At 66.1% G+C, this 23,916-nt stretch carries 17 protein-coding genes, 1 tRNA gene and 1 pseudogene; 6 read left to right on the forward strand and 13 right to left on the reverse strand.

Translation table 11 applies throughout. From position 1 onward, the window contains the following. Positions 1 to 24: 24 nt before the first annotated feature. Complete coding sequence (locus tag ACSLGO_RS16835; RefSeq protein ID WP_152275348.1) at positions 25 to 1,080, reverse strand: zinc-dependent alcohol dehydrogenase family protein; 1,056 nt, start codon at positions 1,078 to 1,080, stop codon at positions 25 to 27. Positions 1,081 to 1,835: 755 nt separating this feature from the next. Here ACSLGO_RS16835 and ACSLGO_RS16840 point away from each other — a divergent pair. Further along, complete coding sequence (locus ACSLGO_RS16840) at positions 1,836 to 3,395, forward strand: alpha/beta hydrolase (protein ID WP_436401533.1); 1,560 nt, start codon at positions 1,836 to 1,838, stop codon at positions 3,393 to 3,395. Positions 3,396 to 3,443: 48 nt separating this feature from the next. Here ACSLGO_RS16840 and ACSLGO_RS16845 read toward each other — a convergent pair whose 3' ends face one another. The 5 genes from ACSLGO_RS16845 to ACSLGO_RS16865 all read right to left on the reverse strand — a co-directional run bounded on the left by ACSLGO_RS16845 (position 3,444) and on the right by ACSLGO_RS16865 (position 10,587). Beyond that, positions 3,444 to 4,826, reverse strand: a complete 1,383-nt coding sequence (locus ACSLGO_RS16845) for a sugar porter family MFS transporter (protein ID WP_152275303.1) — start codon at positions 4,824 to 4,826, stop codon at positions 3,444 to 3,446. 78 nt (positions 4,827 to 4,904) lie between these two features. Further along, on the reverse strand, positions 4,905 to 5,807 hold the full coding sequence (gene sucD / locus ACSLGO_RS16850) for a succinate--CoA ligase subunit alpha (RefSeq protein WP_091607723.1): 903 nt from the start codon (positions 5,805 to 5,807) through the stop codon (positions 4,905 to 4,907). A gap of 31 nt (positions 5,808 to 5,838) precedes the next feature. After that, the gene (gene sucC, locus ACSLGO_RS16855; RefSeq protein ID WP_277665269.1) at positions 5,839 to 7,008 is read right to left on the reverse strand and encodes an ADP-forming succinate--CoA ligase subunit beta; all 1,170 of its coding nucleotides are present in this window, start codon (positions 7,006 to 7,008) and stop codon (positions 5,839 to 5,841) included. A gap of 201 nt (positions 7,009 to 7,209) precedes the next feature. Next, on the reverse strand, positions 7,210 to 9,711 hold the full coding sequence (gene pcrA / locus ACSLGO_RS16860) for a DNA helicase PcrA (RefSeq protein WP_152275305.1): 2,502 nt from the start codon (positions 9,709 to 9,711) through the stop codon (positions 7,210 to 7,212). A 72-nt stretch (positions 9,712 to 9,783) separates the two neighbouring features. Continuing rightward, the gene (locus ACSLGO_RS16865; protein WP_263128297.1) at positions 9,784 to 10,587 is read right to left on the reverse strand and encodes an inositol monophosphatase family protein; all 804 of its coding nucleotides are present in this window, start codon (positions 10,585 to 10,587) and stop codon (positions 9,784 to 9,786) included. A gap of 74 nt (positions 10,588 to 10,661) precedes the next feature. Here ACSLGO_RS16865 and ACSLGO_RS16870 point away from each other — a divergent pair, with 74 nt between their 5' ends. Continuing rightward, positions 10,662 to 11,306: a hypothetical protein gene (locus tag ACSLGO_RS16870; RefSeq protein ID WP_263128296.1), complete on the forward strand. Its 645-nt coding sequence runs from the start codon at positions 10,662 to 10,664 to the stop codon at positions 11,304 to 11,306. Between the two features lie 18 nt (positions 11,307 to 11,324). Here ACSLGO_RS16870 and ACSLGO_RS16875 read toward each other — a convergent pair. After that, positions 11,325 to 13,292: pseudogene (locus tag ACSLGO_RS16875) on the reverse strand (MMPL family transporter); the annotation flags it as partial. A 102-nt stretch (positions 13,293 to 13,394) separates the two neighbouring features. Here ACSLGO_RS16875 and ACSLGO_RS16880 point away from each other — a divergent pair. Beyond that, entirely contained in the window at positions 13,395 to 13,943 is a 549-nt protein-coding gene (locus ACSLGO_RS16880; protein WP_091607736.1) for a MarR family winged helix-turn-helix transcriptional regulator, read from the forward strand. Positions 13,944 to 13,975: 32 nt separating this feature from the next. Next, positions 13,976 to 14,049 (forward strand) — tRNA-Arg (locus ACSLGO_RS16885). A gap of 33 nt (positions 14,050 to 14,082) precedes the next feature. On the opposite strand, the gene ACSLGO_RS16890 is transcribed toward ACSLGO_RS16885, so the two are convergent. Next, entirely contained in the window at positions 14,083 to 15,981 is a 1,899-nt protein-coding gene (locus tag ACSLGO_RS16890) for an ABC transporter ATP-binding protein (protein ID WP_386886876.1), read from the reverse strand. Positions 15,982 to 16,224: 243 nt separating this feature from the next. Between ACSLGO_RS16890 and ACSLGO_RS16895 the strand changes: the two genes are divergently transcribed. Then, the gene (locus ACSLGO_RS16895; RefSeq protein ID WP_436401535.1) at positions 16,225 to 17,880 is read left to right on the forward strand and encodes a sensor histidine kinase; all 1,656 of its coding nucleotides are present in this window, start codon (positions 16,225 to 16,227) and stop codon (positions 17,878 to 17,880) included. On the opposite strand, the gene fdhD is transcribed toward ACSLGO_RS16895, so the two are convergent. Further along, positions 17,877 to 18,728 (reverse strand): formate dehydrogenase accessory sulfurtransferase FdhD, encoded by an 852-nt coding sequence (gene fdhD, locus ACSLGO_RS16900; RefSeq protein ID WP_436401536.1) that lies wholly within the window; start codon positions 18,726 to 18,728, stop codon positions 17,877 to 17,879. The genes ACSLGO_RS16895 and fdhD overlap by 4 nt on opposite strands. A gap of 75 nt (positions 18,729 to 18,803) precedes the next feature. On the opposite strand from fdhD, the gene ACSLGO_RS16905 reads away from it, so the two are divergent. Next, on the forward strand, positions 18,804 to 21,155 hold the full coding sequence (locus ACSLGO_RS16905) for an FdhF/YdeP family oxidoreductase (RefSeq protein ID WP_091607748.1): 2,352 nt from the start codon (positions 18,804 to 18,806) through the stop codon (positions 21,153 to 21,155). Here ACSLGO_RS16905 and ACSLGO_RS16910 read toward each other — a convergent pair. Genes ACSLGO_RS16910 through ACSLGO_RS16925 form a run of 4 tightly spaced genes read right to left on the reverse strand, consistent with a single transcriptional unit; the run spans position 21,106 to position 23,860 of the window. Beyond that, entirely contained in the window at positions 21,106 to 22,395 is a 1,290-nt protein-coding gene (locus tag ACSLGO_RS16910) for a molybdopterin molybdotransferase MoeA (protein ID WP_436401538.1), read from the reverse strand. The genes ACSLGO_RS16905 and ACSLGO_RS16910 overlap by 50 nt on opposite strands. Then, entirely contained in the window at positions 22,392 to 22,676 is a 285-nt protein-coding gene (locus tag ACSLGO_RS16915; RefSeq protein ID WP_226802592.1) for a DUF6457 domain-containing protein, read from the reverse strand. The genes ACSLGO_RS16910 and ACSLGO_RS16915 overlap by 4 nt, the downstream gene beginning before the upstream one ends. 9 nt (positions 22,677 to 22,685) lie before the next feature. Next, the gene (gene mobA, locus ACSLGO_RS16920) at positions 22,686 to 23,366 is read right to left on the reverse strand and encodes a molybdenum cofactor guanylyltransferase (protein WP_436401539.1); all 681 of its coding nucleotides are present in this window, start codon (positions 23,364 to 23,366) and stop codon (positions 22,686 to 22,688) included. Continuing rightward, positions 23,363 to 23,860, reverse strand: coding sequence for an HNH endonuclease (locus tag ACSLGO_RS16925; RefSeq protein ID WP_091607753.1), 498 nt, complete (start codon positions 23,858 to 23,860; stop codon positions 23,363 to 23,365). The genes mobA and ACSLGO_RS16925 overlap by 4 nt, the downstream gene beginning before the upstream one ends. Positions 23,861 to 23,916 lie beyond the last annotated feature (56 nt).

Consider the following 23,916-nt stretch of genomic DNA (forward strand, 5'->3'; position numbering starts at 1 on the left):
GGAATCACAGCATGCTGACGACCGCTAGGGCTTGAGCATCACCTTCACCGACTTCCGCTGGTCCATGGCAGCGTAAGCCTTGGCAGCATCCTCCAGCGGAAGCACCGAATCGAAGACCTTTCCGGGGTGGATCCTGCCGGCCAGGACATCTTCCAGCAGTTCGGGCATGTAGGTCCGTACCGGGGCCATGCCGCCGCCCACGGTGATGTTCTTGGCAAACAGCACGCCGATGGGCAGTTCCGCGCCGCCTGCGGGGACACCGACAAACCCAACCCGTCCGCCCGGACGCGTACACCGCAGTGCCTGGTCCATGGATTCCGCCGTGCCGACGCACTCCAGCACCGCATCGGCCGGAACTCCTCCGAGCAGCTCGCGCACCCGGGCCGCACCTTCCTTACCCCGTTCGGCCACCACGTCGGTGGCTCCGAATTCACGGGCAAGTGCCGCCCTGTCCTCGTGGCGGGACATGGCGATGATCCGGCCGGCACCGAGGCGCGAGGCAGCCAGCACGGCACACAGCCCGACGGCGCCGTCGCCTACCACCACGACGGTCGATCCGGCGGTGACGCCGGCGCTGACCGCGGCGTGGTGCCCGGTGCCCATGACGTCGGAAAGGGTCAGCAGGTCAGCGAGCAGGGAGTCCTCGGGATCGGATACCCCGGGAACCTTGACCAGTGTGGCTTCGGCATTGGGAACCCGGACAGCCTCACCCTGGGCGCCCTGGACAAAATCGCCGTGGACGTCCTTGCTGCCCCAGCCCACCAGCTCCTCACAGGCAACCGTCACGCCAGAGCGGCAGGGCGCACACTTGCCGCAGTTGCCGGTAAAAGGAGCGATCACGAAGTCGCCGGGTGCCAGCGAGGCGACGTCGCTGCCTACGCTTTCAACCACGCCTACGAACTCGTGGCCGATGGCACGGGGTTCGGGCGTTTCCCGGATGCCGCGGTACGGCCAGAGATCCGATCCGCAGACACACGCGGCGCTCACCCGCACCACCGCGTCGGAGCCGCGGAGGACCGAGGGGTACTCCCTGTCCTCAACTCGGATGTCGCCGGGGCCGTGAATGATGGTCGCGCGCATGGCTGCCTTCCTGTTTGCGGGCATAGGTTCCATACCAGCCTAGCCGCGGAAGGGAAAGCCGGGTGCATGGGTAGTTCTCCCCATGTCCACTTTCCGGGATCCGGTCTAGCGTGTTGACGGGGGCATAAACGGAAGTTGGCGGACACCATCACGGACGCCGTCACGGGAGCACAAGGACAGGTGGAACATGCTGAGGCACTGCAAGGGACTGCCGGTCCGGCTGGCTCCGCGAGAACGGATTCCGCGTACGCTGTGCCGGCGTAACTGGAACCGCATTCCCCGCTGCGTTCGCGCAGCGTAGTACGCCCCTAACCCCAACAGATTTCTTCCCGCCGGCCCACCGCCGAAGCTGGGAAGGCCAGATCCACGCTCCTCGTGCGTCGTAGCCGCCGGGATCGTGCTGGCAGCAGGACCGGCTTCCCCCAGCCGCCCCGCTGCCCCCGCCGCCGGTCCCCCCAGGCCGGCGGCGACGAACGTAGACCGCCGCTGAGTCCGGCGACGCGTTGCAGGCAGTGGCTGGAGCGGGAGGACGGACCCGCTCCAGCCACCGCCGGATTCCCCTCCCACACCCCGCCCCGGCACCGAAACGCTGTAGTCACCGAAACGCAGTGGGCAGCAAAAAAGATTGCCGCTGAAGCGGCCCGTACGGACTCATTGCCTTGTCTGGACATTCTTAGGGCACCTAGTCTCTGGCTAACCTACTGGCCGGTAGAACCTGGATCGGCCTGACAAAGATGTCACAGAAAAGGTCCCACATGCGAAAAACCCCAGCCCTGCTCGCCGCAGGAGCCCTCCTGGCAGCGTCCGTCCTGGCAGCACCCCCGGCCTCGGCATTCACAGGGCCCGGCGGGGCGGCGCCGCCGCCGGTGCGTACCGACGTCGTTGTTCCCTCCTTCGACGGAACCCCGATCCATACCAATTTCTTTCCCGCCCTGGGGCTGCAGGCGGGCGAGAAGGCACCCACCGTCATGGTGGGCCCGGGCTTCGGACTTCCCGGGGGACGCATCCCGTCCACCACCACGAGCACGCTCATCGGGTCCATTGGCATCGCGCCCCTGCGGGAAGCCGGCTACAACGTCCTCACCTGGGATCCGCGGGGCTTTGGTTTCAGCGGCGGCGAGGCCTATGTGAACAACCCGGCATACGAGGGCCGTGACGGCCAGGTGCTGATCGACTTCATTGCGCAGCAGCCGGAGGCGGAACTCGATGCTCCCGGTGATCCGGTGCTGGGCATGGCGGGGGCCTCCTACGGCGGCGGGATCCAGTTTGTGCTCGCCTCGCTGGATCAGCGCGTGGATGCCATAGCCCCCACCATCGCGTGGAACAACCTGACCACCAGCCTCTACAAGGCTGGTTCCTTCAAATCCGGCTGGGGCACCCTGCTCTGCCTGGAGGGTTCGGTCACCGGAAAGCTGGGCGAACTGGTTGGCAACAGCGGCGCACTCGCCGCTCCGGTGCGGAAGGCCTGCCGGGAAGGCATGACGTATCCGAACACCCTCAGCCCGGAATCGGTTGCGTACTTCGATTCCCTGACACCGCAGAGTATGTTCACCTCCATCACGGCACCCACGCTGATCATCCAGGGCACGGCGGACACCCTGTTCACCCTCGATGAAGCCACCCGGAACTACAACCTCATCAAATCCACGGGCACAGAGGTCAAGATGCTGCAGTTCTGCGGCGGCCACGGACTGTGCTCCTCCGGGGTTGCCGGATCGGACCGCATTACGGACGCCGTGCTGGACTGGTTCGGCAAGCATCTGGACGGCCGGGACGTTTCCACCGGTCCCGGCTTCGAATTCATTGACCAGCTGGGAACCACCCGTGCCGCAGAGGGATACCCTGCACCGGTGGGGGCACTGACCGGTACCGGCAAGGGAACCCTGCTGCTCTCCCCCGCCGCAATCAGCGGGGGCGTCATTGCCGCTGCCTGGGCCCCGGTTGCCGTCAACGCCCCCGTCGCCGCCCCGTCCGCAGCAGCCCAGGTCTTTGGCGCACCGCAGCTGACTCTCACCTACCGCGGAACGTCCAGGACCCCGAATACCCACGTCTACGCCCAGATCATCGACAAATCGCGCAGTTCCCTGGTGGCCGGCAACCAGGTAACGCCGGTCCCGCTGGTCCTGGACGGCACTGAACGGACCATTACGGTTCCGCTGGAGGAAATCTCCTACCTGGTCACTCCGCAGAGCAGGTTGGTGCTGCAGGTGACCCCCAGCTCCTCGGTCTACACCTACCCGAAGGTGACGGCACTGACGTCGTTCACCGCCTCGGTGTCGCTGCCGGTGATCGGCGACTACCCGGTGGTGCAGTAGTTACCGCCCGCGGTGCCCTTCGGCAGATGCTGCCGGAGGGCACCGGGCTCACCCCGCGCGCAGCTTCAGCTCGAGTTCTTCCAAGGACAGGCCCCGGGTCTCCGGCATGAACCGCCGGACAAACAGCACGGCGCAGATGCCCAGGCCAACGAAGATAAAGAACGTGTTGGAGATACCCAGGGCGGCCATCAGCATGGGGAAGGAGAACCCGACCGCGAAGTTAGCCATCCACTGCACGAACACTGACAGTCCGATGCCCAGGCCGCGGACCCGCAGCGGGAAGATTTCGGCCAGCATCAGCCACGTCACCGGTGACACAGCGCCCTGCTGGAAGGCCAGGAAGAGGACGGTCAGGGACAGGACGGTGAAGCCGCGGGCGGTGCCCTCAGGCATCAGGATGGAAGCGGCCCCGATGAGCGCCAGCGTGGTGGTGGTGCCGAGCAGCCCGGTGATGAGCATGGGCCGGCGGGCCACTTTGCCCAACAGCCAGATGCCAATCAGTGCCGCCGCGACGGAGACGACGCCGTTGGCAATGTTGGCTGTCAGCGCAGCCTCGGTCCCGAACCCGGCGTCGGCCAGGATCTGGGTCCCGTAGTAAATGATTGCGTTGACACCGGTGATCTGCTGGACGATGGACAGGCCCATGCCAATCAGCAGCACGCGCAGCAGCCACGGCTCGGCGAAGTCCTTCAGCCGCCCGGTCCGTGTAGTCCCGGCGAGTCCCTTGATCTCGTTGTACTCCGCCTGTGCCTCCTCAGCGCTGCGGATCTTCTGCAGGGCTGCGAGCATCTGCGCGTACCGGCCCTTGGAGCCCAGCCAGCGCGGGCTCTCCGGCACGAAATGCATTCCGATCCACAGCGCGATTGCCGGAAGGGTGGCGACCAGGAGCATCCAGCGCCAGACGTTGCCTTCCTCGCCCCAGACGTTGCCAATGACGGCGTTGCAGACGAAGGCCGCCAGCTGGCCGCTGACAATCATCAGCTGGTCACGCGTCACCAGCTGCCCGCGGCGGGCCGCCGGGGCGAGCTCAGCCAGGAACATGGGTACGACGGCGGAGGCGCCGCCAACGGCGAGGCCCAGGACCACGCGGGCGAGGACCATGATGCCAACCCCGGGTGCTGCGGCGGTGCCGGCTGCACCGAGCATGAACACGACGGCGAGGATCAGCAGCAGCCTTCGCCGGCCCAGCCGGTCGGCGAGCTGTCCGGCGCCAACGGCGCCGAAGGCTGCACCAAAGAGCAGGCTGGAGGTGATCAGGCCTTCGGTGAACGGGGTCAGGCCCAGGTCATCCTGCATGTAGGGCAGCGCCCCGTTGATTACGCCGGTGTCGTACCCGAAGAGGAAGCCGCCCAGGGTGGCGATCCACGTGGCGCGGCGCAGTGCCCGCCGGTGGGCGCTAGGAACGGCCGGGGAAGCTGGCTTGGAACTCATGTAGTTGTCTTCCTGGAGGTGGACGCACAAAACCCCCGTGCACCGGAAAACCGGGAACGGGGGTCTGTGCTGGTGGAGCTAGAGCGAAGCGTAGACTTCGCGCAGCAGCTCAGCGGTCTCAGACGGCGTCTTGCCGACCTTCACGCCTGCTGCTTCGAGTGCTTCCTTCTTGGCCTGTGCGGTTCCTGCGGAACCGGAGACGATGGCGCCGGCGTGGCCCATGGTCTTGCCTTCGGGAGCGGTGAAGCCTGCCACGTAGCCGACAACCGGCTTGGTGACGTTGGCCTTGATGAAGTCTGCAGCGCGCTCTTCCGCGTCGCCGCCGATTTCACCGATCATGACGATCGCCTTGGTCTCGGGGTCAGCTTCGAAAGCTGCGAGGGCGTCGATGTGGGTGGTGCCGATGATCGGGTCGCCGCCGATGCCGATGGCAGTGGAGAAGCCAAGATCGCGCAGTTCGTACATCATCTGGTAGGTCAGGGTGCCGGACTTTGAAACGAGGCCGATCGGGCCCTTGCCCGTGATGTTGTTCGGGGTGATGCCAACCAGGGCTTCGCCCGGGGTGATGATGCCGGGGCAGTTCGGGCCGATAATGCGGGTGACCTGGTTACCGTCTGCGTCCACCTTGGACTGGGCGTGGGCCCAGAACTCGGCGGAATCCTGCACGGGAACACCTTCGGTGATGACCACAACGAGGCCGATGCCGGCGTCGATTGCTTCCATCACGGCGTCCTTGGTGAAGGCCGGCGGAACGAAGACGATCGACACGTCAGCCTCGGTCTTTTCCATGGCCTCGGACACGGTGCCGAAGACGGGGAGCTCAACATCGCCGTGGGTCACGGTGGTGCCGGCCTTGCGGGCGTTGACGCCGCCAACAACCTGGGTCCCGGCCTTGAGCATCAGGGCGGTGTGCTTGGTGCCTTCGCCGCCGGTGATGCCCTGAACGATGACCTTGGAGTCCTTGTTCAAGAAGATAGACATGTGTGAATTCTCTTTCTGGGGATCGGCTCGGTCAGCGAGCTGCGTTGGCGAGCTCGGCAGCCTTGTCGGCGCCGTTGTCCATGGTGGTTGCGAGGGTAACCAGCGGGTGGTTGGCCTCGGCCAGGATGCGGCGGCCTTCCTCCACGTTGTTGCCGTCCAGGCGGACGACCAGCGGCTTGTTGGCCTCGTCGCCCAGGATCTCCAGGGCCTTGACGATGCCGTTGGCAACGGCGTCGCAGGCGGTGATTCCGCCGAAGACGTTCACGAAGACGGACTTGACCTGCTCATCGTTGAGGATGACGTCCAGGCCTGCGGCCATGACGGATGCCGAGGCTCCGCCGCCGATGTCCAGGAAGTTGGCGGGCTTCACGTTGCCGTGCTTTTCGCCTGCGTAGGCAACGACGTCGAGGGTGGACATCACCAGGCCGGCACCGTTACCGATGATGCCAACTTCGCCGTCGAGCTTGACGTAGTTGAGGTCGTTCGCCTTGGCCTTGGCTTCCAGCGGGTCCGCAGCGTCCTTGTCTTCCAGCTCGGCGTGGCCGGCCTGGCGGAAGTCGGCGTTCTCATCCAGGGAGACCTTGCCGTCCAGGGCAACGATGTCCCCGGCGCCGGTCTTGACCAGCGGGTTGACCTCCACGAGGGTGGCGTCTTCCTTGGTGAAAACGTCCCAGAGCTTCAGGATGGCGTTCACGACGCCTTCGCGCAGTTCCGGCGCGAAGCCGGCTGCGTCGACGATTTCTTCGGCCTTGGCCTGGTCGATGCCGACTGCCGGATCCACGGCGACGCGGGCAAGGGCGTCGGGGCGCTCAACGGCGAGCTGCTCGATTTCCATGCCGCCTTCAACCGAGCACATGGCCAGGTAGTTGCGGTTGGCGCGGTCCAGCAGGACCGAGAAGTAGAACTCCTCGGCGATGTCCGCACCCTGGGCGATCATGACCTTCTTGACCGTGTGGCCCTTGATGTCCATCCCGAGGATGTTGCTGGCGTGCTCGAAAGCCTCGTCAGCGGTCTTAGCCACCTTGACGCCGCCGGCCTTGCCGCGGCCGCCAACCTTTACCTGGGCCTTGACGACGACGACGCCGCCAATCTTTTCGGCTGCGGCTTTGGCTTCTTCAGGAGTGTGCGCCACGATTCCGGCGAGCACGGGTACTCCGTGCGCCTCAAACAGATCGCGCGCCTGATATTCAAACAGGTCCACGGGCTAGTGTCCTTCTACGTCGAAGTAGGTTTACATATTGATCAGCTGATCAAGAAGCAGATGCATCGAGCCGGGCTGCCCCAATGGCACTTTAGTCCCTTGGCGCCGGGGGCCCACCACAGACTACCGCTTTAGTGACGAAGGGCACAGTTCGACGGTTTGTAGAAGAACCGGCCTTTCCGCTATGGGGCTGAGGCTGCGTTATGACTCCTTGGTCAGCGGCGCGTAACGCAGCAGCAGCCGCTTCTCGCCGACGTCGAACTTCACCTTCGCCACCGTCTTGTCCCCGGAGCCTTCCACGGCCAGGACCTGGCCGTGGCCGAAGGACGTGTGGTTGACCTTGTCCCCCACCGCGACCGAAATGACTTCCTTCTGCGGCTGGACGCGGCCCATGGCCTTGGAGACGGGCGCGGCGGCGATGCTCCCGCCGGTGGAGGAGGCCGATCCTGCGCCCCAGTGCGATCCGCTGTACCGGCTGGAGGTGATGCTTCCTCCCCCGCCCCACGTGGGCCGGTCCATGCCCTCGCGCTTCCATTCGATGAGTTCCGAGGGCACTTCCCCCACGAACTGGCTGGCCGGGTTGTACTGGCTCTGGCCCCACATGCTGCGCACCTCGGAGCGGGTGAGGTAGAGCCGCTGGCGGGCGCGGGTCAGGCCCACGTAGGCCAGGCGGCGTTCCTCTGCCAGCTCGGCCGGGTCCGTGGCCGAGCGCTGGTGCGGGAAAATGCCCTGTTCCATGCCGGTCAGGAACACGACCGGAAATTCGAGGCCCTTGGCGGTGTGCAGGGTCATGAGGGTCACCACGCCCTGGCGGCGGGATTCCTCGACGGCGGCAGCCACTTCCTCCGCGGAGCCCTCCGGCGCGTCCGGAATCTGGTCCGCGTCCGCCACTAGCGAGACCTGCTCCAGGAACTGTTCCAGGGTTCCTTCCGGATTGTCGCGCTCGAACTCACGGACCACGGCGACCAGTTCGGCCAGGTTCTCCACACGGGACTCGTCCTGCGGGTCCGCGCTCTGCCGCAGCTGCGCCAGGTAGCCGGTCTGTTCCAGCACCGCTTCCAGGGCCGCTGAGGCACCGGACCCGGATGCCACTTCGGCCAGGTCGTCGATGAGTTTCACGAAGCCGTTGACCGCGTTCAGTGAGCGGGTGGCCAGCCCGGGGGCGTCTTCGGCCCGGCGCAGCGCAGCCATGAAGCTGATCCGCTCCCGTTCGGCGAGTGCCGCCACGGAGTATTCGGCGCGGTCGCCGATGCCCCGCTTGGGTTCATTCAGGATCCGCCGCAGGTTCACGACGTCGTCCTGGTTCACCAGCACGCGCAGGTACGCCAGGGCATCCTTGATTTCTTTGCGCTCGTAGAACCGGGTGCCGCCAACCACCTTGTACGGCAGGCCCACTCGCACCAGGACGTCCTCCAGAGAGCGGGACTGGGCGTTGGTGCGGTAGAAGATGGCGACGTCGCCGGGCCGCAGGTCCTCTTCGTCCTGCAGCCGGTCGATTTCCTCGGCAATGAAGCGTGCTTCCTCGTGTTCGTTCTCCCCCACGTAGCCGACGATCTTCGCGCCGTCGCCCTCCGCCGTCCAGAGTTTTTTCTCCGGACGGTTGGGGTTGCGTGAAATCACCGCGTTGGCTGCGGAGAGGATGGTCTGCGTGGAGCGGTAGTTCTGTTCCAGCAGGATGGTGCGCGCTGAGGGGTAGTCCTTCTCGAAGTCCACGATGTTGCGGACGTCCGCGCCGCGGAAGGCGTAGATGGACTGGTCTGAGTCGCCAACCACGGTCAGCTCGGCCGGCGGGATGTCCAGGTGGCCTTCACCTTCGACGCCCACGAGCTCGCGGACCAGGGCGTACTGGGCGTGGTTGGTGTCCTGGTACTCGTCCACGAGGATGTGCCGGAACCGGCGCCGGTAGTATTCGGCAACACCCGGGAAGGCACGGAACATGAAGACCGTCTGGGCAATCAGGTCATCGAAGTCCAGGGCGTTGGCCTGGCGCATCCGCTGGGTGTAACCGGTGTAGACCTGGGCCACGGCCTGCTCGAACGGATCCGAATAGTTGGCACTGGAGGCGTAGGACTCATCGTCGATGAGTTCGTTCTTCAGGCCGGAAATCTTGTTGGCAATGGCCTTGGGCGCGAACCGCTTGGGATCAAGGTCCAGACCCTTGGCCACCAGCGTGATCAGGCGCAGGGTGTCCGCTGAGTCGTAGATGGAGAAGTTCGAGTTCATCCCCACTGCCTTGGCTTCCCGGCGCAGGATCCGCACGCAGGAGGAGTGGAAGGTGGAGATCCACATGGTCTTGGCTACCCCGCCCACGAGGGACTCGATGCGCTCCCGCATCTCCGCAGCTGCCTTGTTGGTAAAGGTGATGGCCAGGATCTGGCCGGGGTTGGAGCGGCCCGTGGCCAGCAGGTAGGCAATCCGGTGGCTGAGCACCCGGGTCTTGCCCGAGCCGGCACCGGCAACGATCAGCAGCGGGGATCCGGCGTGCTTGACTGCCTCTTCCTGCTGCGGGTTCAGCCCGCGCAGCAGGTCTGCGGCGCGGGCTTCATCCACGCGCCCGGAACCGCTGCGGTGCTGACCGGCAGCAACTGGGGTGTCCGCGCCCGGCTTCCGTGCGGCGTCTTCCGCGGCCGTGGCAGCATCCGGGTCAGCGGAGGCCTTGGTCTTGGCGGGCGTGGAAAAGTACGGATCAAAGAGATAGTCCATGGTGGTTTTAAGTCTAGGCGCTGGCCCCGACATTTGCCCGGACGCCGTTTCCGCCCCGGCCGCACGGACCCGCTAGCTCGTGGAGAGCCGGTGCTGGATCTCCTGCACCGCCGCTGCCGGACCGGCAATGTGCCAGCGGAACCCGTTGACTTCCAGGACCGCCGTCGTTCCTCCGGCTGCTTCCACGATCGCCTTGCCCGGCAGCCAATCCCACTCCGGGCAGCTGTGCTGGAACCAGGCACCCAGCCGGCCGGAGGCAACGGAGCCAAGGTCACAGGAGCCGCTCCCCAGCATCCGCAGGGTTGCCGCGCCGGCTGCGGCCCTGGTCCAGGGCCCGGCTACCTCTTCCCGCTGCAGCCAGGTGGGGTGCAGATACGTACCGGCGCTGAGCCGGTCCAGCGCAGTGTCCTCCAGTGGGGCCAGTTCCTTGCCGTTCAGCGTGGCCGGGTACCCGGGGCCGCCGAGCCACAGCTGGTCCTCCTGAGGCTGGAAAACGGCACCGAGCAGCACCTCGGGGTCCTGGTCGACAGTTTCCGGGAACGGGTCGGTGCGCAGCGCCAGGGCGGAACACCAGTAGGTGGAGCCGGAGAGGAAGTTGTACGTGCCGTCCACCGGATCGATCACCCAGGTGCGGCCGGAGGTTCCCTCGTGGCTGGCGCCTTCTTCGCCCAGGATCCCGTCCTCGGGGCGCAGCCTTCGCAGGGTCTCAAGGACCAGCTTTTCGGCTGCGTGGTCAGCTGCGGTCACGACGTCGGAGACCGAGGTCTTTTGTTTGCCCGTGAGCCCCTCGCTGCGCATGGCCAGGGCCAGGGCGCCGGCTTCCCGGACCAGGGACCCGGCCAGGGCGAAATCTTCTGCAGTGGCATTCGCGCTCATGCGCCTTAGCCTAAACCGTTCCTTCCCCGCCGTCCTCCGCGGATGCCGGCGGCGCCCTCCGCCATACTGGAGGCATGGGTAAAACTCCGGCACAGCGCGCCGCCAAGCACGGCGACAAGGCACAGCTTCCGGCGGGGACGCAGGTCCCCGCCAATCCAACAACGCAGCGGACGCCGCAGCAGGCCAAGGCCAACGCCAATTTGGTCGTGATTGCCGCGGCGGCCACCGCGCTGTTCATGTTCTGGTACTACCACTTGCTGGTCCTGAACCAGATGACCCAGCTTTCGGGCGGACTGGCCATGCCGGACTCGCTGATCGGCGGGTACAGCATGGAGTACCTGGCTGCCCTGCGCTCGGCACTGGATGCCGATGCGCTGGGCCAGCTCAGCTACGTCCACAAGACGGCAGGTACCCTTTTCCCACTGATTTTCGGATTCGCCTGGCTGCTGATCATTGGGCTCAACACCCGGCGCCGTTCGCTGCGCTGGGTATTGTGGGCCGCGCCGATCCTCTTTGTCATCGCGGATCTCTGGGAAAACGTCGTCATTGACGGCGTTTTGGGCTCTGCCGAGCTAGCGTCCGGAGACGCTGCCCTGGCCAGCTTCCTGACGGTCGCGCGCTGGGTCCTCCTCGGTCTCAGCCTCGTGGCGTCCGTGGTTGCCGTTTTTAGCTCCCGGACGGCTCGGCCACCAGAACTTGTCGCCGAGGACAAAGACTAGGGCCGGAACGATCACGGTCCGGACGATCAGGGTGTCGAAGAGGACACCGATCGCCACGGTGATGCCAACCTGGGTCAGGGTGACCAGGGGCAGCACGCCAAGGACCACGAACACTGCCGCCAGCAGGATGCCTGCGCTGGTGATGACGCCGCCAGTGGAGCGGAGCGCGGCCAGCATGCCCTTTTTGGTTCCCATGGTGGCCGCATTCTCGCGGGCCCGAGTGACCAGGAAGATGTTGTAGTCCACGCCGAGCGCCACCAGGAAGAGGAAGCTGTACAGCAGCGTCAGGGTGTCCAGGGCCGGGAAGCCCAGGAAGTTGACGAACAGCAGCCAGCTCAGGCCGCTGGCGGCAAAGAACGTGAGCAGTACCGAACCGACCAGCAGGAACGGTGCTACGAGGGACCGCAGCAGGACCAGCAGCACCAGGAACACGAGGATGATCACCAGGCTGACAACCAGGGTCACGTCATGTGTGTTGGCGTCCAGCTGGTCAACCCGTTCGGCCGCTTCGCCGCCCACCAGCGCTTCGTACTCGGGGGAAGCCGCGAGTTCCGAGCGCAGGTCACGGATGAAGTCGTTGGATTCTTCGGTTCCGGCCTCGTAGGAGTTGATCAGGTCGATCCGGGTCAGGCCGTCATGTTCGCTGCTGATGGTGGCGCTGTCCACGCCGTCCAGGGAGCTGAGCTCGTCCGCTGCGGCTTCTGCCTCGTCCGAGTTCACCAGCACGATCACCGGTGAAGTGCTGCCGGCGGCGAATCCTTCGGAGAGCTTCTCCGCGGCCGTCACGGCTTCGGGCTTGTCCGTGAACTGCTCGTTCTCGCTCAGGCCAATCTTGGCGCTGAAGAGCCCGCTGGCCATGACCAGGAGAACCACGACGGCGATGCCCGCGATAGTCTTCGGCCGGCGGGCCGTTGCGTCACCCAGCTTGCCCCAGAACTTTCCTTCCCGTGCCGGGTCTCCGACCTTGGGCACGAACGGCCAGAACAGCTTCCGGCCCAGGAGCACCAGTGCTACGGGAAGCATGAAGAGGGCGCTGAGAATAGCGAAGACGATTCCCAGTGCGGCAGAGAACCCGAGTCCGCGGTAGCTCATGGTGTCGGTAAAGAGCAGGGTCAGCAGTGCCAGGATGACGGTGCCGCCGGAGGCGATGATCGCTTCACGGGTGCGGCTCAGCGCCTTCCCCATCGCCGCGTAAACACTGTCATGGATGCGCAGCTCTTCGCGGTAGCGGGCGATGAGCAGCAGGGCGTAGTTGGTTGCCGCACCGAAGACGAGGACGCTGGTGATGCCCACTGCAGAAGGATCAACTTCAATTCCGGCGAGCGGGGCCAGGACGTCCACCATGCGCAGCGAGAGCTGTTCGGTGGCAGCAACGATCGCCAGCGGGACAATCCACAGCCACGGGGAGCGGTAGGTGACGATCAGCAGCAGTGCCACCACGGAAGCGGTCACTGCAAGGAGCGTGAAGTTGGCTCCGGCGAAGACGCCGGCCAGGTCCGCAGTAAATGCCGCACCTCCGGTCAGCTCGGCCTTGATCCCCTCGGGAGCTGCCTCGCTGACCGCCTCACGCAGGTTGGCAACCTCTTCCCCCACGGCGTCGCCGTCGTCGCTGGCGGACTGCAGGGTGACCGGAATAATGGCGACTATGCCGTTTTCCGAAACCAGCGGGGGCACCTGGGCGGGCGGAGCTTCCACGCCTGCATCAGTTGCTGCGGCGCTGATGTCAGCGATTCCCGCAATGTCAGACTCGCTCATTTCACCGCCGTCTTCGCGAGAAACGACAATAAGGGCGGTGGACTTCTGTGCGTCGGGGAATTCCTTGAGGAGCTCCTGAACCTGGGTGACCTGGTACTTATCACTGAGCTGCCCCACGGTCGAGGATTCGTTCTCCGGCACGGGAATGGCGAACAGCCCCACGATCACTGCCAGGCCAAGGAACAGCGTGACCAACGCCGCCCTGGCGGATTTCACTATCTTCGCGCTCATGGGGATACTCCAAGGGTGTAGGTGTTTTGAGCAAGTAACTAGAGAACAAAGTATCTCTTCTTTAGAGATACTTCAACGTGAAGCTACAATTTGGGAGTGGAGATGAACGCGCTGCGGCGCCAGATCGTGGAAGCTGTCCGGGGAATGGGCCTGGACGGACAGCAGGTAGCGGACGCCTTCGCCCACAAGCACGGACTGAACTCCACTGACATGCGCGCCCTCACCCAGATCATGGAGGCGGAGATGCGCGGGGTGCCGCTGACCGCCGGGCGGCTCAGCGCCCTCCTGGGCACGTCAACCGGCGCCACTACCGCAGTGATTGACCGGCTGGAGCAGATCGGGCACATCCACCGTGCACGCTCCGAGGCGGACCGGAGGAAAGTCACCCTGCACTTTGAGCCCCTCGCCCGCGAACTGGCAGGCGCCTACTTCGGGCCGCTCGGCGCGCTGACCACGGAGGTCATGGACCGCTATACGGAAGCCGAGCTTGAAACCGTCCACGGCTTCCTGACCGGAATGCGCCAGGCCTACAACACCTACCTGCAGCGCCTGGAAGAACCCGCCGGGGAACAGCAAGCTGCGGCTCCCGCAGGAAAACCGCAGCAGCGTGTCCCCGCAGCCCGCACGTCACCCGCCACCGAAAACAGGTAAGCTGTTTATCGCTGCCGGACGCCGGCGGCTCCGCCTCCGTAGCTCAGTAGGATAGAGCGGCCCTCTCCTAAAGGGCAGGTCGTCGGTTCGATTCCGGCCGGGGGCACTTTTTTGTATCCGGCAGCCGGTGCCAACACCGTTACTGCGCGGGCGTCTGCCCGCTGAGCGCCTCGGGCTCCGCTTCCGCGAACTGGGTGTTGTAGAGCTCGGCGTAGCGGCCGCCCTTGGCCAGCAGCTCCGTGTGGGTGCCTTGTTCGGCAATTCGCCCGTCCTCAACCACCAGGATCCGGTCTGCGTTGCGGATCGTGGAGAGGCGGTGGGCAATCACGACGGCGGTGCGGCCTTCCAGCGCTTCCGTCAGGGCCGCCTGCACAGCGGCTTCCGACGTCGAGTCGAGCGCCGCCGTTGCCTCGTCCAGGACCACGATGCGCGGCTGGGCCAGCAGCAGCCGGGCAATGGTCATGCGCTGGCGTTCGCCGCCGGAGAGACGGTAACCACGCTCCCCCACCATTGTTTCCAGGCCGTCCGGCAGGGAACTGATCAGGTCCTGCAGCCGGGCCCGGCGCAGCGCATCCCAGATTTCCTCATCCGTGGCTTCCGGATTGGCCAGCAGCAGGTTGGACCGGATGGTCTCGTGGAACAGGTGCCCGTCCTGCGTGACCATCCCCAGGGCCCCGCGCATGCCCTCGAAGCTGACGTCCCGCACATCCGTGCCGGAGAAGCGCACCGCGCCCGCATCGACGTCGTACAGGCGTGAGAGCAGCTGCGCGATCGTCGACTTTCCGGCGCCGGAACTGCCCACCAGCGCCACAGTTTGGCCGGGCTCCACCCGGAAGGACACACCATGCAGCACGTCCTCGCCGCCGCGGCTGTCCAGCACCGCAACGTCTTCAAGGGATGCCAGGGAGACCTTGTCCGCCGTCGGGTAGGCGAAAGTGACGTCGTCAAATTCGACTCCCAGGGGGCCGTCCGGCACCGGAGCCGGATCTTCCTTCTCCTGGATCAGCGGCTTGAGGTCGAGGATCTCGAAGACCCGCTCAAAGCTGACGACTGCGCTCATGATCTCCACGCGGGCGTTGGCGAGGGAGGTGAGCGGGGCATAGAGGCGGGTCAGCAGCAGCGCCAGGGTGACGACGTCGCCGGCGTTGAGGGTTCCGGTCATGGCGAACCAGCCGCCCAGCCCGTATACCAGCGCCAGGGCGAGGGCGGAGACGAGGGTCAGGGCCGTCACGAAGACGGACTGCATCATGGCGGTTTTGACTCCGATGTCCCGAACCCTGGCGGCCCGCACGGCGAACTCCGTGGATTCCTGCTCCGGACGGCCGAACAGCTTTACCAGGGTGGCTCCCGGGGCCGAGAACCGCTCGGTCATCTGGGTGCCCATCGACGCGTTGTGGTTCGCGGCCTCGCGCCGCAGGGCAGCGAGGCGGCTTCCCATCCGGCGGGCGGGCAGGAGGAAGACCGGCAGGAGCAGCATGGCGAGGATGGTGACCTGCCAGGAGGTTGTCAGCATGACGATCAGGGTCAGGATCAGGGCTACGAGGTTGCTCACCACTCCGGAGAGGGTTCCGCTGAAGGCCTGCTGCGCGCCAATGACGTCATTGTTCAGCCGGCTGACGAGGGCGCCCGTGCGGGTGCGGGTGAAGAATGCGATGGGCATGCGCTGGACATGGTCGAACACCTTGGTGCGGAGGTCCAGGATCACCTGCTCACCGATGCGTGAGGAGAACCAGCGGGTTGCCAGGGACACCCCTGCATCCGCAATGGCGACCACCGCGATCAGGACGGCCAGCCACACCACCGTTTCGACGGACGTTCCGGCCACGATCGCGTTGACCACCTCACCGGCCAGCACCGGCGTAGCGACCGCGAGGAAGGCCCCCGCGGTGGACAGGGCGAGGAACCCGAACAGCTGCCGACGGTACGGGGACGCGAATGACAGGATCCGCCGAAGGGTTTCCCGGGAGATCTTGTTGTCTGTGCCCTTGGCCGTGGAGATCTTATAGAGCGAGCTCCACGCCGCACTTTCCATGCTCATACTGTTTTCTTCTTTCACGTAGCCCGGTATCCAGCTTAGGCGCGGGGCAGGCACTTCCCGAGTTCCATAACTGCCGCACGGGACGCTGAATTCCCGCAGGCGCCGCCCCCGCCGGGACACGGATTCGCCTGGCCCTTCACCACGGGTAACAGCAGCCGCACTGGGGTACACTGCAAATCGGTCCGACCTGCCCGGACCCCAAAACGAAAGGCCGCTATGCCGACGGCGCCGACTCACGAGGACTTGTCCACGGACGCCCTCAGCGAGGACCTTCCGGCCGTTGTTGCCATCAGCGACCCGCAGCTGCGACGCGAGGTGGAAGAGGCACTGGGCCTGGCCGGACTGCGTCCCGTCCCGCACGGCATGCCTCTGGATCCCGAGCTGCCCGTGCTGGCCGTAGTGGACACTGCGGCCCTCCAGCAGGCAGGCACTGACCTGCGGCACTGGCTCCTTCCCGCCGCAGATGGTTCCGGACCTCCCGTCATCCTCGTTACTCCCGGTGAACTGCTCGACGTCGAAGACATGGTCCGGCGGGGCATCACCGACTTTGTGCTCAGCCCGGTCTCCGGCAGCGAACTCTCCTACCGGGCAGCCCTGATCCGGGCGGAGACCCTGGCGGTCCGCCGCCGCCGCGAAGTGAATGCCGTCCTCCGCGGGAAAGCCCGGGTCATCTCCGCAGCGGTCCGGGCCACCAATGACCCCCATGTCATGTCTGAGGCAGTGGTATCCGGGCTGGGAGACGTCTTCAAGGCAGACCACGTAGCCCTCACTACGTTCCCGGACGAGAGGGTTCCGGAGCTGCTGACTTCCTGGAGCCGGGCGGGCTCCTCGCATGCCATCCCCGCTCCGGACCCGGCACTTGCCGCGGAAGTCGCGGAAATGCTGTGGGAATCAGGGAAGATCCTCGCAGCCAGGGACCATCAGGCCCCGGATCCTGACGTCCATCCCATCCTCCATCCGGCGCCCCGGGAGGCCGGGCTGCGGACCTCGGTCATCCTTCCCCTGGGCCACGGGGACCGTCCGTTCGGGCTGATCTGGCTCGCAGGCGAGAATACCGCGCGCACCTGGTCTCCCACCGAGCTCTCCCTGATCCAGCACGTCAGCGGCAACCTTGCCCACGGCCTGGTGCAGGGCCACCTCATCACCGCCCAGCGGACGGTCCTGGCCCGCCAGCGGGAACTGGACCGGGAAAAAACCGACTTCGTCGCCACGATCAATCACGAGCTGCGCACTCCGCTCACGTCAATCACCGGTTACCTGGACCTGATCCTGGACGGCTCGGGCGGCGGAATCTCGCCCGAAATCGCCCAGATGCTCGAAATCGTGGGCCGCAACGCCACCCGGCTGAACCACCTGATCGGAGACCTGCTCACCATTTCCCGGGCAGACGCGGACGAAACCCGCATGGACGTTGAAGAACTCGTGCTCCAGGACCTGCTGGAGCAGGTCATCGCCTCCCTGACACCCGCGGCCACCAGCCGGAACGTCGAGCTTACGCTCGACGAGCTGGACCCGGAGCTACGCCTGGACCTGCGCCTCGACGGAGACCGGGAGCAGCTTGAACGGGTGTTCATGAACCTTATTTCGAACGCCGTGAAGTTCACGCCGCCGAACGGCTCGGTGCGCCTCACGGCGGAGCTGTGCGACCCCGGGGACGGTACCGCGCCCATGATCCGCGTCTGTGTGCAGGACACCGGAATTGGCATCCCGGAGGAAGACCTACCCAAGCTCTTCAGCCGCTTCTTCCGTGCCTCCAACGCCACGGCCGCCGCGATCCCCGGCACCGGCCTGGGCCTGGCAATCGTGCAGGACATTGTTAATCAGCACGGCGGGCGGCTCACCATCTCCTCCACCATGGGAGAAGGAACCTGCGCCGAAGTGTTGCTGCCCGCAAGCTAGCTGCCCGCTGCGGCCGGCACCTGTGCCTGGATCCGCTCCGGGAAGCAGTAGCAGTTCAGTGAGTTGCCGCGGCTGAACCCCACCAGGGTCATGCCGGCGTCGCGCGCCAGGTCCACGGAAAGGGCCGACGGCGCCGAGACCGCGGCCAGGACCGGGATCCCCGCCAGCTGGGCTTTTTGAACAAGTTCAAAAGAGGCCCGGCCGGACACCTGCATCACGGTGCCGCGCAGCGGCAGCATGCCCGCCCGCAGCGCCCAGCCCACCACTTTGTCCACGGCATTGTGCCGTCCCACGTCTTCGCGCAGGCACAGCAGTTCACCCTCTGCGGTGAACAGACCGGCCGCGTGGACGCCGCCGGTCTTCTCGAACAGTGCCTGGCTTTCGCGCAGGCGGTCCGGCAGGGCGGCCAGGACCTCAAGCGGCACCCGCACGCCGTCCTCCGCCACGTCGAAGTGGGACGACTTCCGCACCGCTTCGATGGACGCGGTGCCGCAGATACCGCAGGAGGAGGACGTATAGACATGCCGTTCCATGCCGGTGTCCGGCAGCGCGGTGCCCGGGCGCAGCTGCACATCAACCACATTGAAGGTCTGCTGCCCCTCCTCATCGACGCCGGCGCAGTAGCGCATGGAGATGAGCTGGCCTGCCTCCCAGATGACGCCCTCGGAGACCAGGAAACCGGCCACCAGGTCAAAATCGTCACCGGGGGTACGCATGGTCACGGTGAAGGATTTGCCCTGGAAACGGATCTCCAGCGGCTCCTCTCCGGCCAGCACGTCATCGCGCCGGCTCACCGTTCCGTCAGTGCGGAACCTCGTTATGCGGGCACGCCGTGAAACCCGTCCCATCCCATCGCTCCTCAATAAGTCTTAGACTGGCTTCACTTCAGACTAGGGGATTTCCTACACAAGGACGTGGTGGCTGTGCCAAGCAAGGCTCCGAAAGATGGAATCAACGAATCAGAGCTGCGGGTCGGTGATCCGAAAACCCATGCCGTGGGGCTGCCGGCAGTGATCAACTCGCTGCGCATCTCCTTCGACCAGATGGGTGCGCTGCGCAGCGCCAAGACGCTGATGAACGTCAACCAGAAGAAGGGCTTCGACTGCCCCGGCTGCGCCTGGCCGGAAGGGGATAAACGCCACGCCGCAGAGTTCTGCGAGAACGGCGCCAAGGCCGTGGCGGAGGAGGCGACCAAGCGGAAGGTGCCGCCGGAGTTCTTCGCGGAGCACTCAATAGCCGAGATGCTGGAGAAGGACGACTACTGGCTGGGCCAGCAGGGGCGCCTGACCCACCCGATGGTCCTTGAAGCCGGTGACACCCACTACCGCCCGATCAGCTGGGACGGCGCCTACAACATCATCGTCGAAGAGCTGGCCGCCATGGACAGCCCGGACCAGGCGGTCTTCTACACCTCCGGCCGCACCTCGAACGAGGCCGCCTTCCTGTACCAGCTGATGGTCCGCGGCCTGGGCACCAACAACCTGCCCGACTGTTCCAACATGTGCCATGAATCCTCCGGTTCCGCCCTGACGGAAACCCTGGGCATCGGCAAGGGCACCGTGAGCCTGGATGACGTCCAGGGATCGGACCTGATCATCGTGGCCGGGCAGAATCCCGGTACCAACCATCCCCGCATGCTGACCGCCCTCGAGCGGGCGAAGAAGAACGGCGCCACGATCGTGGCCGTGAATCCCCTGCCGGAGGCCGGGCTGCTGCGCTTCGACAACCCCCAGACCGCATCCGGCCTGCTGGGCACCAAGTTCGGCGGCGGCACCCAGCTGGCCGATGATTTCCTGCAGATCCGCCTGGGCGGGGACCAGGCGCTGTTCCAGGGGCTGGGCAAATACCTGCTGGAACAGGAAGAGGAACACGGGAACGTCTTCGACCACGCCTTCATTCGGGACTACACCGACGGACTCGATTCCTATCTGGCGGAGATCCGGAACACGTCCTGGGACGAAATCTGCTTCGCCAGCGGGCTGACCCGCGCGCAGATCGAAACCACCGGAGCCCGGCTGATCGCCGCCAAGTCCACGGTGGTGTGCTGGGCCATGGGCCTCACGCAGCACAAGCACTCCGTGGCCATGCTGCGCGACGTCGTCAACGTGCTCCTGCTGCAGGGCAATGTGGGCCGCCCCGGCGCCGGTGTCTGCCCGGTCCGCGGGCACTCCAACGTCCAGGGCGACCGCACCATGGGCATCTTCGAGCGCATGCCGGAGGCATTCCATGACAAGCTCGACGCCGAATTCGGCTTCGCTTCGCCGCGGCGCCACGGATTCGACACGGTCAACGCTATCCGGGCCATGCGGGATTCGAAGGTGCGGGTCTTCATGGCGATGGGCGGCAACTTCATCCGCGCCACCCCGGACTCCGCTGTCACCGAGGACGCGCTGCGCAATACCGAGCTCACGGTCCAGGTATCCACGAAGCTGAACAAGTCCCATCTGGTCCACGGCCGCCGGGCACTAATCCTGCCCGCACTGGGACGGACGGATCGGGACACCCAGGCCACCGGTGACCAGCGGGTCACGGTCGAAGACTCAATGAGCGCAGTCCACGCCTCCCAGGGCCGGCTGGAGCCGCCGGGACCGGAAGTCCGCTCGGAGGTGGCCATCGTGTGCGAGTTGGCTGAGCGCCTTTTCACCGGGGAGTCTGCACCGTACCGTGCGAATGCCCCGCAGCTGGACTGGATAGCCTGCCGTGCCGACTACTCCCTGATCCGCCGCCACATCGAAAACGTCATTCCAGGGTTTGAAGGCTTCGAATCCAAGATCAAGTACGGCGGCGGCGGATTCGTCCTGCCCAACGGACCTCGCGACGGCCGCCGGTTCGCCACGGCAACCGGCAAGGCGCGCTTCACGGCCAATGAACTGGACTATCCGAAGGTGCCGGAGGGCCGGCTGATCCTGCAGACCCTGCGCGCCCATGACCAGTACAACACCACTGTCTACGCCAAGGACGACCGGTACCGCGGCATCTACGGCGGACGCCGGGTGGTGTTCGTGAATGAGGTGGACCTTGCGGCAGCAGGCTTCAGGGACGGAGACATGGTGGACATGGTCTCCGAATACGAGGACGGCGTTGAACGCCGTGCCGAGTCCTTCCGGGCGGTCGCCTACAACACTCCCGTGGGATGCGCCGCCGCGTATTACCCGGAGGCGAACGTGCTGGTGCCGCTGGACTCCGTTGCCAAAGTCAGCGGCACCCCAACGTCCAAGTCGGTGATTATCCGGCTGGAGGCTGCTGCACCGGCCACGGCAGCGGCAGCGCACTAACGGCCTGGTCAGCGGTGCAGCCCTCTTCGGGCAGCACCATGACCGCGTCCGCTTCGGCCAGCCCGCGAAGCATGCCGGACCGGAAGTACTGCGAAGGAAACGCGCGCCCGTCCTGGATCCTGCAGGGAACCAGACGGGTGCGCCCGGGCAGCGGAGCCACATCGACGCCCGCCAGGACGTGGTAGTCCTTGCCTGCAGGGGCGCCGCGGAGTCCCTGCAGCAACGGCTCGAGCACCGTGAAGACAGCCATCATGGCCGCCAGCGGGTTACCGGGCAGCGCCACGACGAACCGGCCGTCCTGCAGCCGTGCCAACAGCGTCGGATGGCCGGGGCGCATCGCGATGCCGTCAATCAGGAGTTCGGCGTCCACCGCTTCCAGCGCCCTGCGCAGGTGGTCAGCGTCGGAAATCCCGGTTCCGCCGGTGGTCAGAAGCACATCGCCTGAGGACATGGCCAGTGAGTGCTCGTCCACGGCGTCGGTGCTCAGGGCGGCAATCACATCATCCAGGCGGTCCGGCAGCCGCTGCACCACATCCACGCGCCCGCCCAGCATCTCCACCAGCCGCGGCAGCTGGGGGCCGAACGTGTCACGGACCTGTCCGGAGTCCGGCAGTCCCGATTCGATGACTTCGTCCCCGGTGAAGAGCATGGAGACCCGCGGTGCCCGCAGCACCGGCAGCGTGTCGTGGCCGCATACTGCGGCCAGGGCGATGTGTGCCGGGTTAAGGACCGTGCCGGCCGGGATAGTCGTCTCTCCGGCTGCGGCTTCTTCGCCGGCGGGCCGGATGTGCTCCCCGAGGCGTGGTTCGTCTTCCCGTGCGGTGGCTGCACGGCGCAGCACCGCAGGATCTCCCGGAGTCAGGTCCCCGTTCTCTGTCCGCAGGACTGCCTCGGCACCCGCGGGCACCAGCCCGCCGGTCAGGATGGACACGGCTTCGCCCGCCTGCAGCGGCCGCCGGCCGGATTCCTTGTGGATCTGCCAGGGTTCGGGTTCGGGCTCAGGCACCACAATCGTCCACGGTTCCGGGCCGGCCACCGCCCATCCGTCCATGGCCGAGGAGGCATAGTGCGGCACCTGCTGGAGTGCGACGGCGTCGGACGCGAGCGTCTGCCCCAGCGCCTCGGCGAGGGGCACGGTTTCAAACGGAAGCGGACGCGCGGCTGCGTGCGCGGCCGTCCTCGCTTCCTTCCAGGAAGTATTGGGCTGCAGCGGCAGGATCACGGGCGCGGAACCGTTCACTTGGCCTCCCTCCGGCCGGCTTCGGCATCGCATTCCCGCTGGGCCGCCCGGATAGCTGCCCGCATGGCGACAGGCTCATCCGCCTGTCCGCTTCCGGCGGCGAGCCCTGCGGCGAGTCCGGCCACGAACGTCGTGAGGGGCGCGGCGGGACGGACCACGTTGTGGGCGGCTGCGGCCGCGAGGTCGAGTACGGCGTCGATGTCCACCTCTGTACCGTCAAGCTCGAAGGCCTGCAGCAAACGCTGCGTCCATTCCTCGAGTTCCTGTTGCTGGGTTCCCATGCTGGCTCCTTACTCCTTGGCTGCAGCTGCGGATCCGGATGATGGGGCGGCGGCGCGTGACCCGGACCGGATGCCCCATTTCACGGCATCGTCCCAAGTGTCCACGTCCGCGGTGCTTCCCTCCGGAACGGCAACCTCTCTCCACTGCACCCTAGCAAGCATGCTGAACATTGAGAGATTTGCCAGCGGTGCCGGCCCTCCGGCCACGGCCTCGAGAAGCGCATCGGTGCGGTAGAGGCCCGCAAGTGGCTGCGTTTTGCCGGCACCGTCCACGGCGAGCACGGAACAGCTGGGGTCCTCGTCCGCTGCACCGAGCAGCACGGGAACTGCGCGCGCCGCGTCCGGCATGTCGCAGGCAAGTACGAAGGTCCAGGGGCGGCGCGGTGCGCCGCTGCCGGCGGAGAAGCCGCCGAGGGCAGCAATTCCTGCCCCCACCGCGGCGGCAGGGCCGGAGAAGGGAGGATCCTCCCTGACCAGGACCGGGGTATACGAAGAAGGTGCGAGTATTCCCTCCAGCGACGGCGGCCCCGCAACGGCCACGCAAACCGCCTCCTGGACGGCCCGCAGGGTGCGTTCCAGCAGGGTCTCGCCTCCAACCCTGAGTTCTGCCTTCGGCACACCGCCCAGGCGTGAGGAGCGGCCGCCGGCCAGGATGACGGCGTCGTATCCTCTCAGTTTCGGGCCGCTCATGCAGCCGTATCCCCGAGGAACGGGCTCCACTGGGCGGCCGGCTGTTCCAGCTCACGGATCTGCCAGCGGGTCCCGTGCGGCGCCCGAGGAGTAAAGCGCAGCTTCCAGCCAAGCTGGTTCAGGGTCCTGTCTCCCTTTTTGTTATTGCAGCGCAGGCAGCATGCCACCATGTTTTCCCAGCTGTCCTCTCCCCCGCGGGATTTGGGGACCACATGGTCCACGGTTGCTGCGGCCTTTCCGCAGTACGCGCAGGAGTGGCTGTCCCGGCGGAGCACTCCCCTGCGGGTTGCCACACTCGAATCCCGGTAGGGAATGTTGACGTACCGGTTCAGCAGGATGACGGACGGGCGCCCGAACACATCGCCGGGACCTACCACCGGGTCACCGCTCTCGGCCAGGACACTCGCCTTTCCGGCAAGAACGAGCACCAGCGCGCGCCGGAAAGTGACCACAGCCAGCGGTTCATAGCCCGCGTTCAGAACCAGGGTTCGCATGCACGTTCCTCTTCGCCTGCCCGCCGCCGGCAAAACAACGTCCACCGGCCCAGCGG

Source organism: Arthrobacter sp. IK3 (assembly GCF_051337705.1).
GTDB classification, from domain to species: domain Bacteria; phylum Actinomycetota; class Actinomycetes; order Actinomycetales; family Micrococcaceae; genus Arthrobacter_B; species Arthrobacter_B koreensis.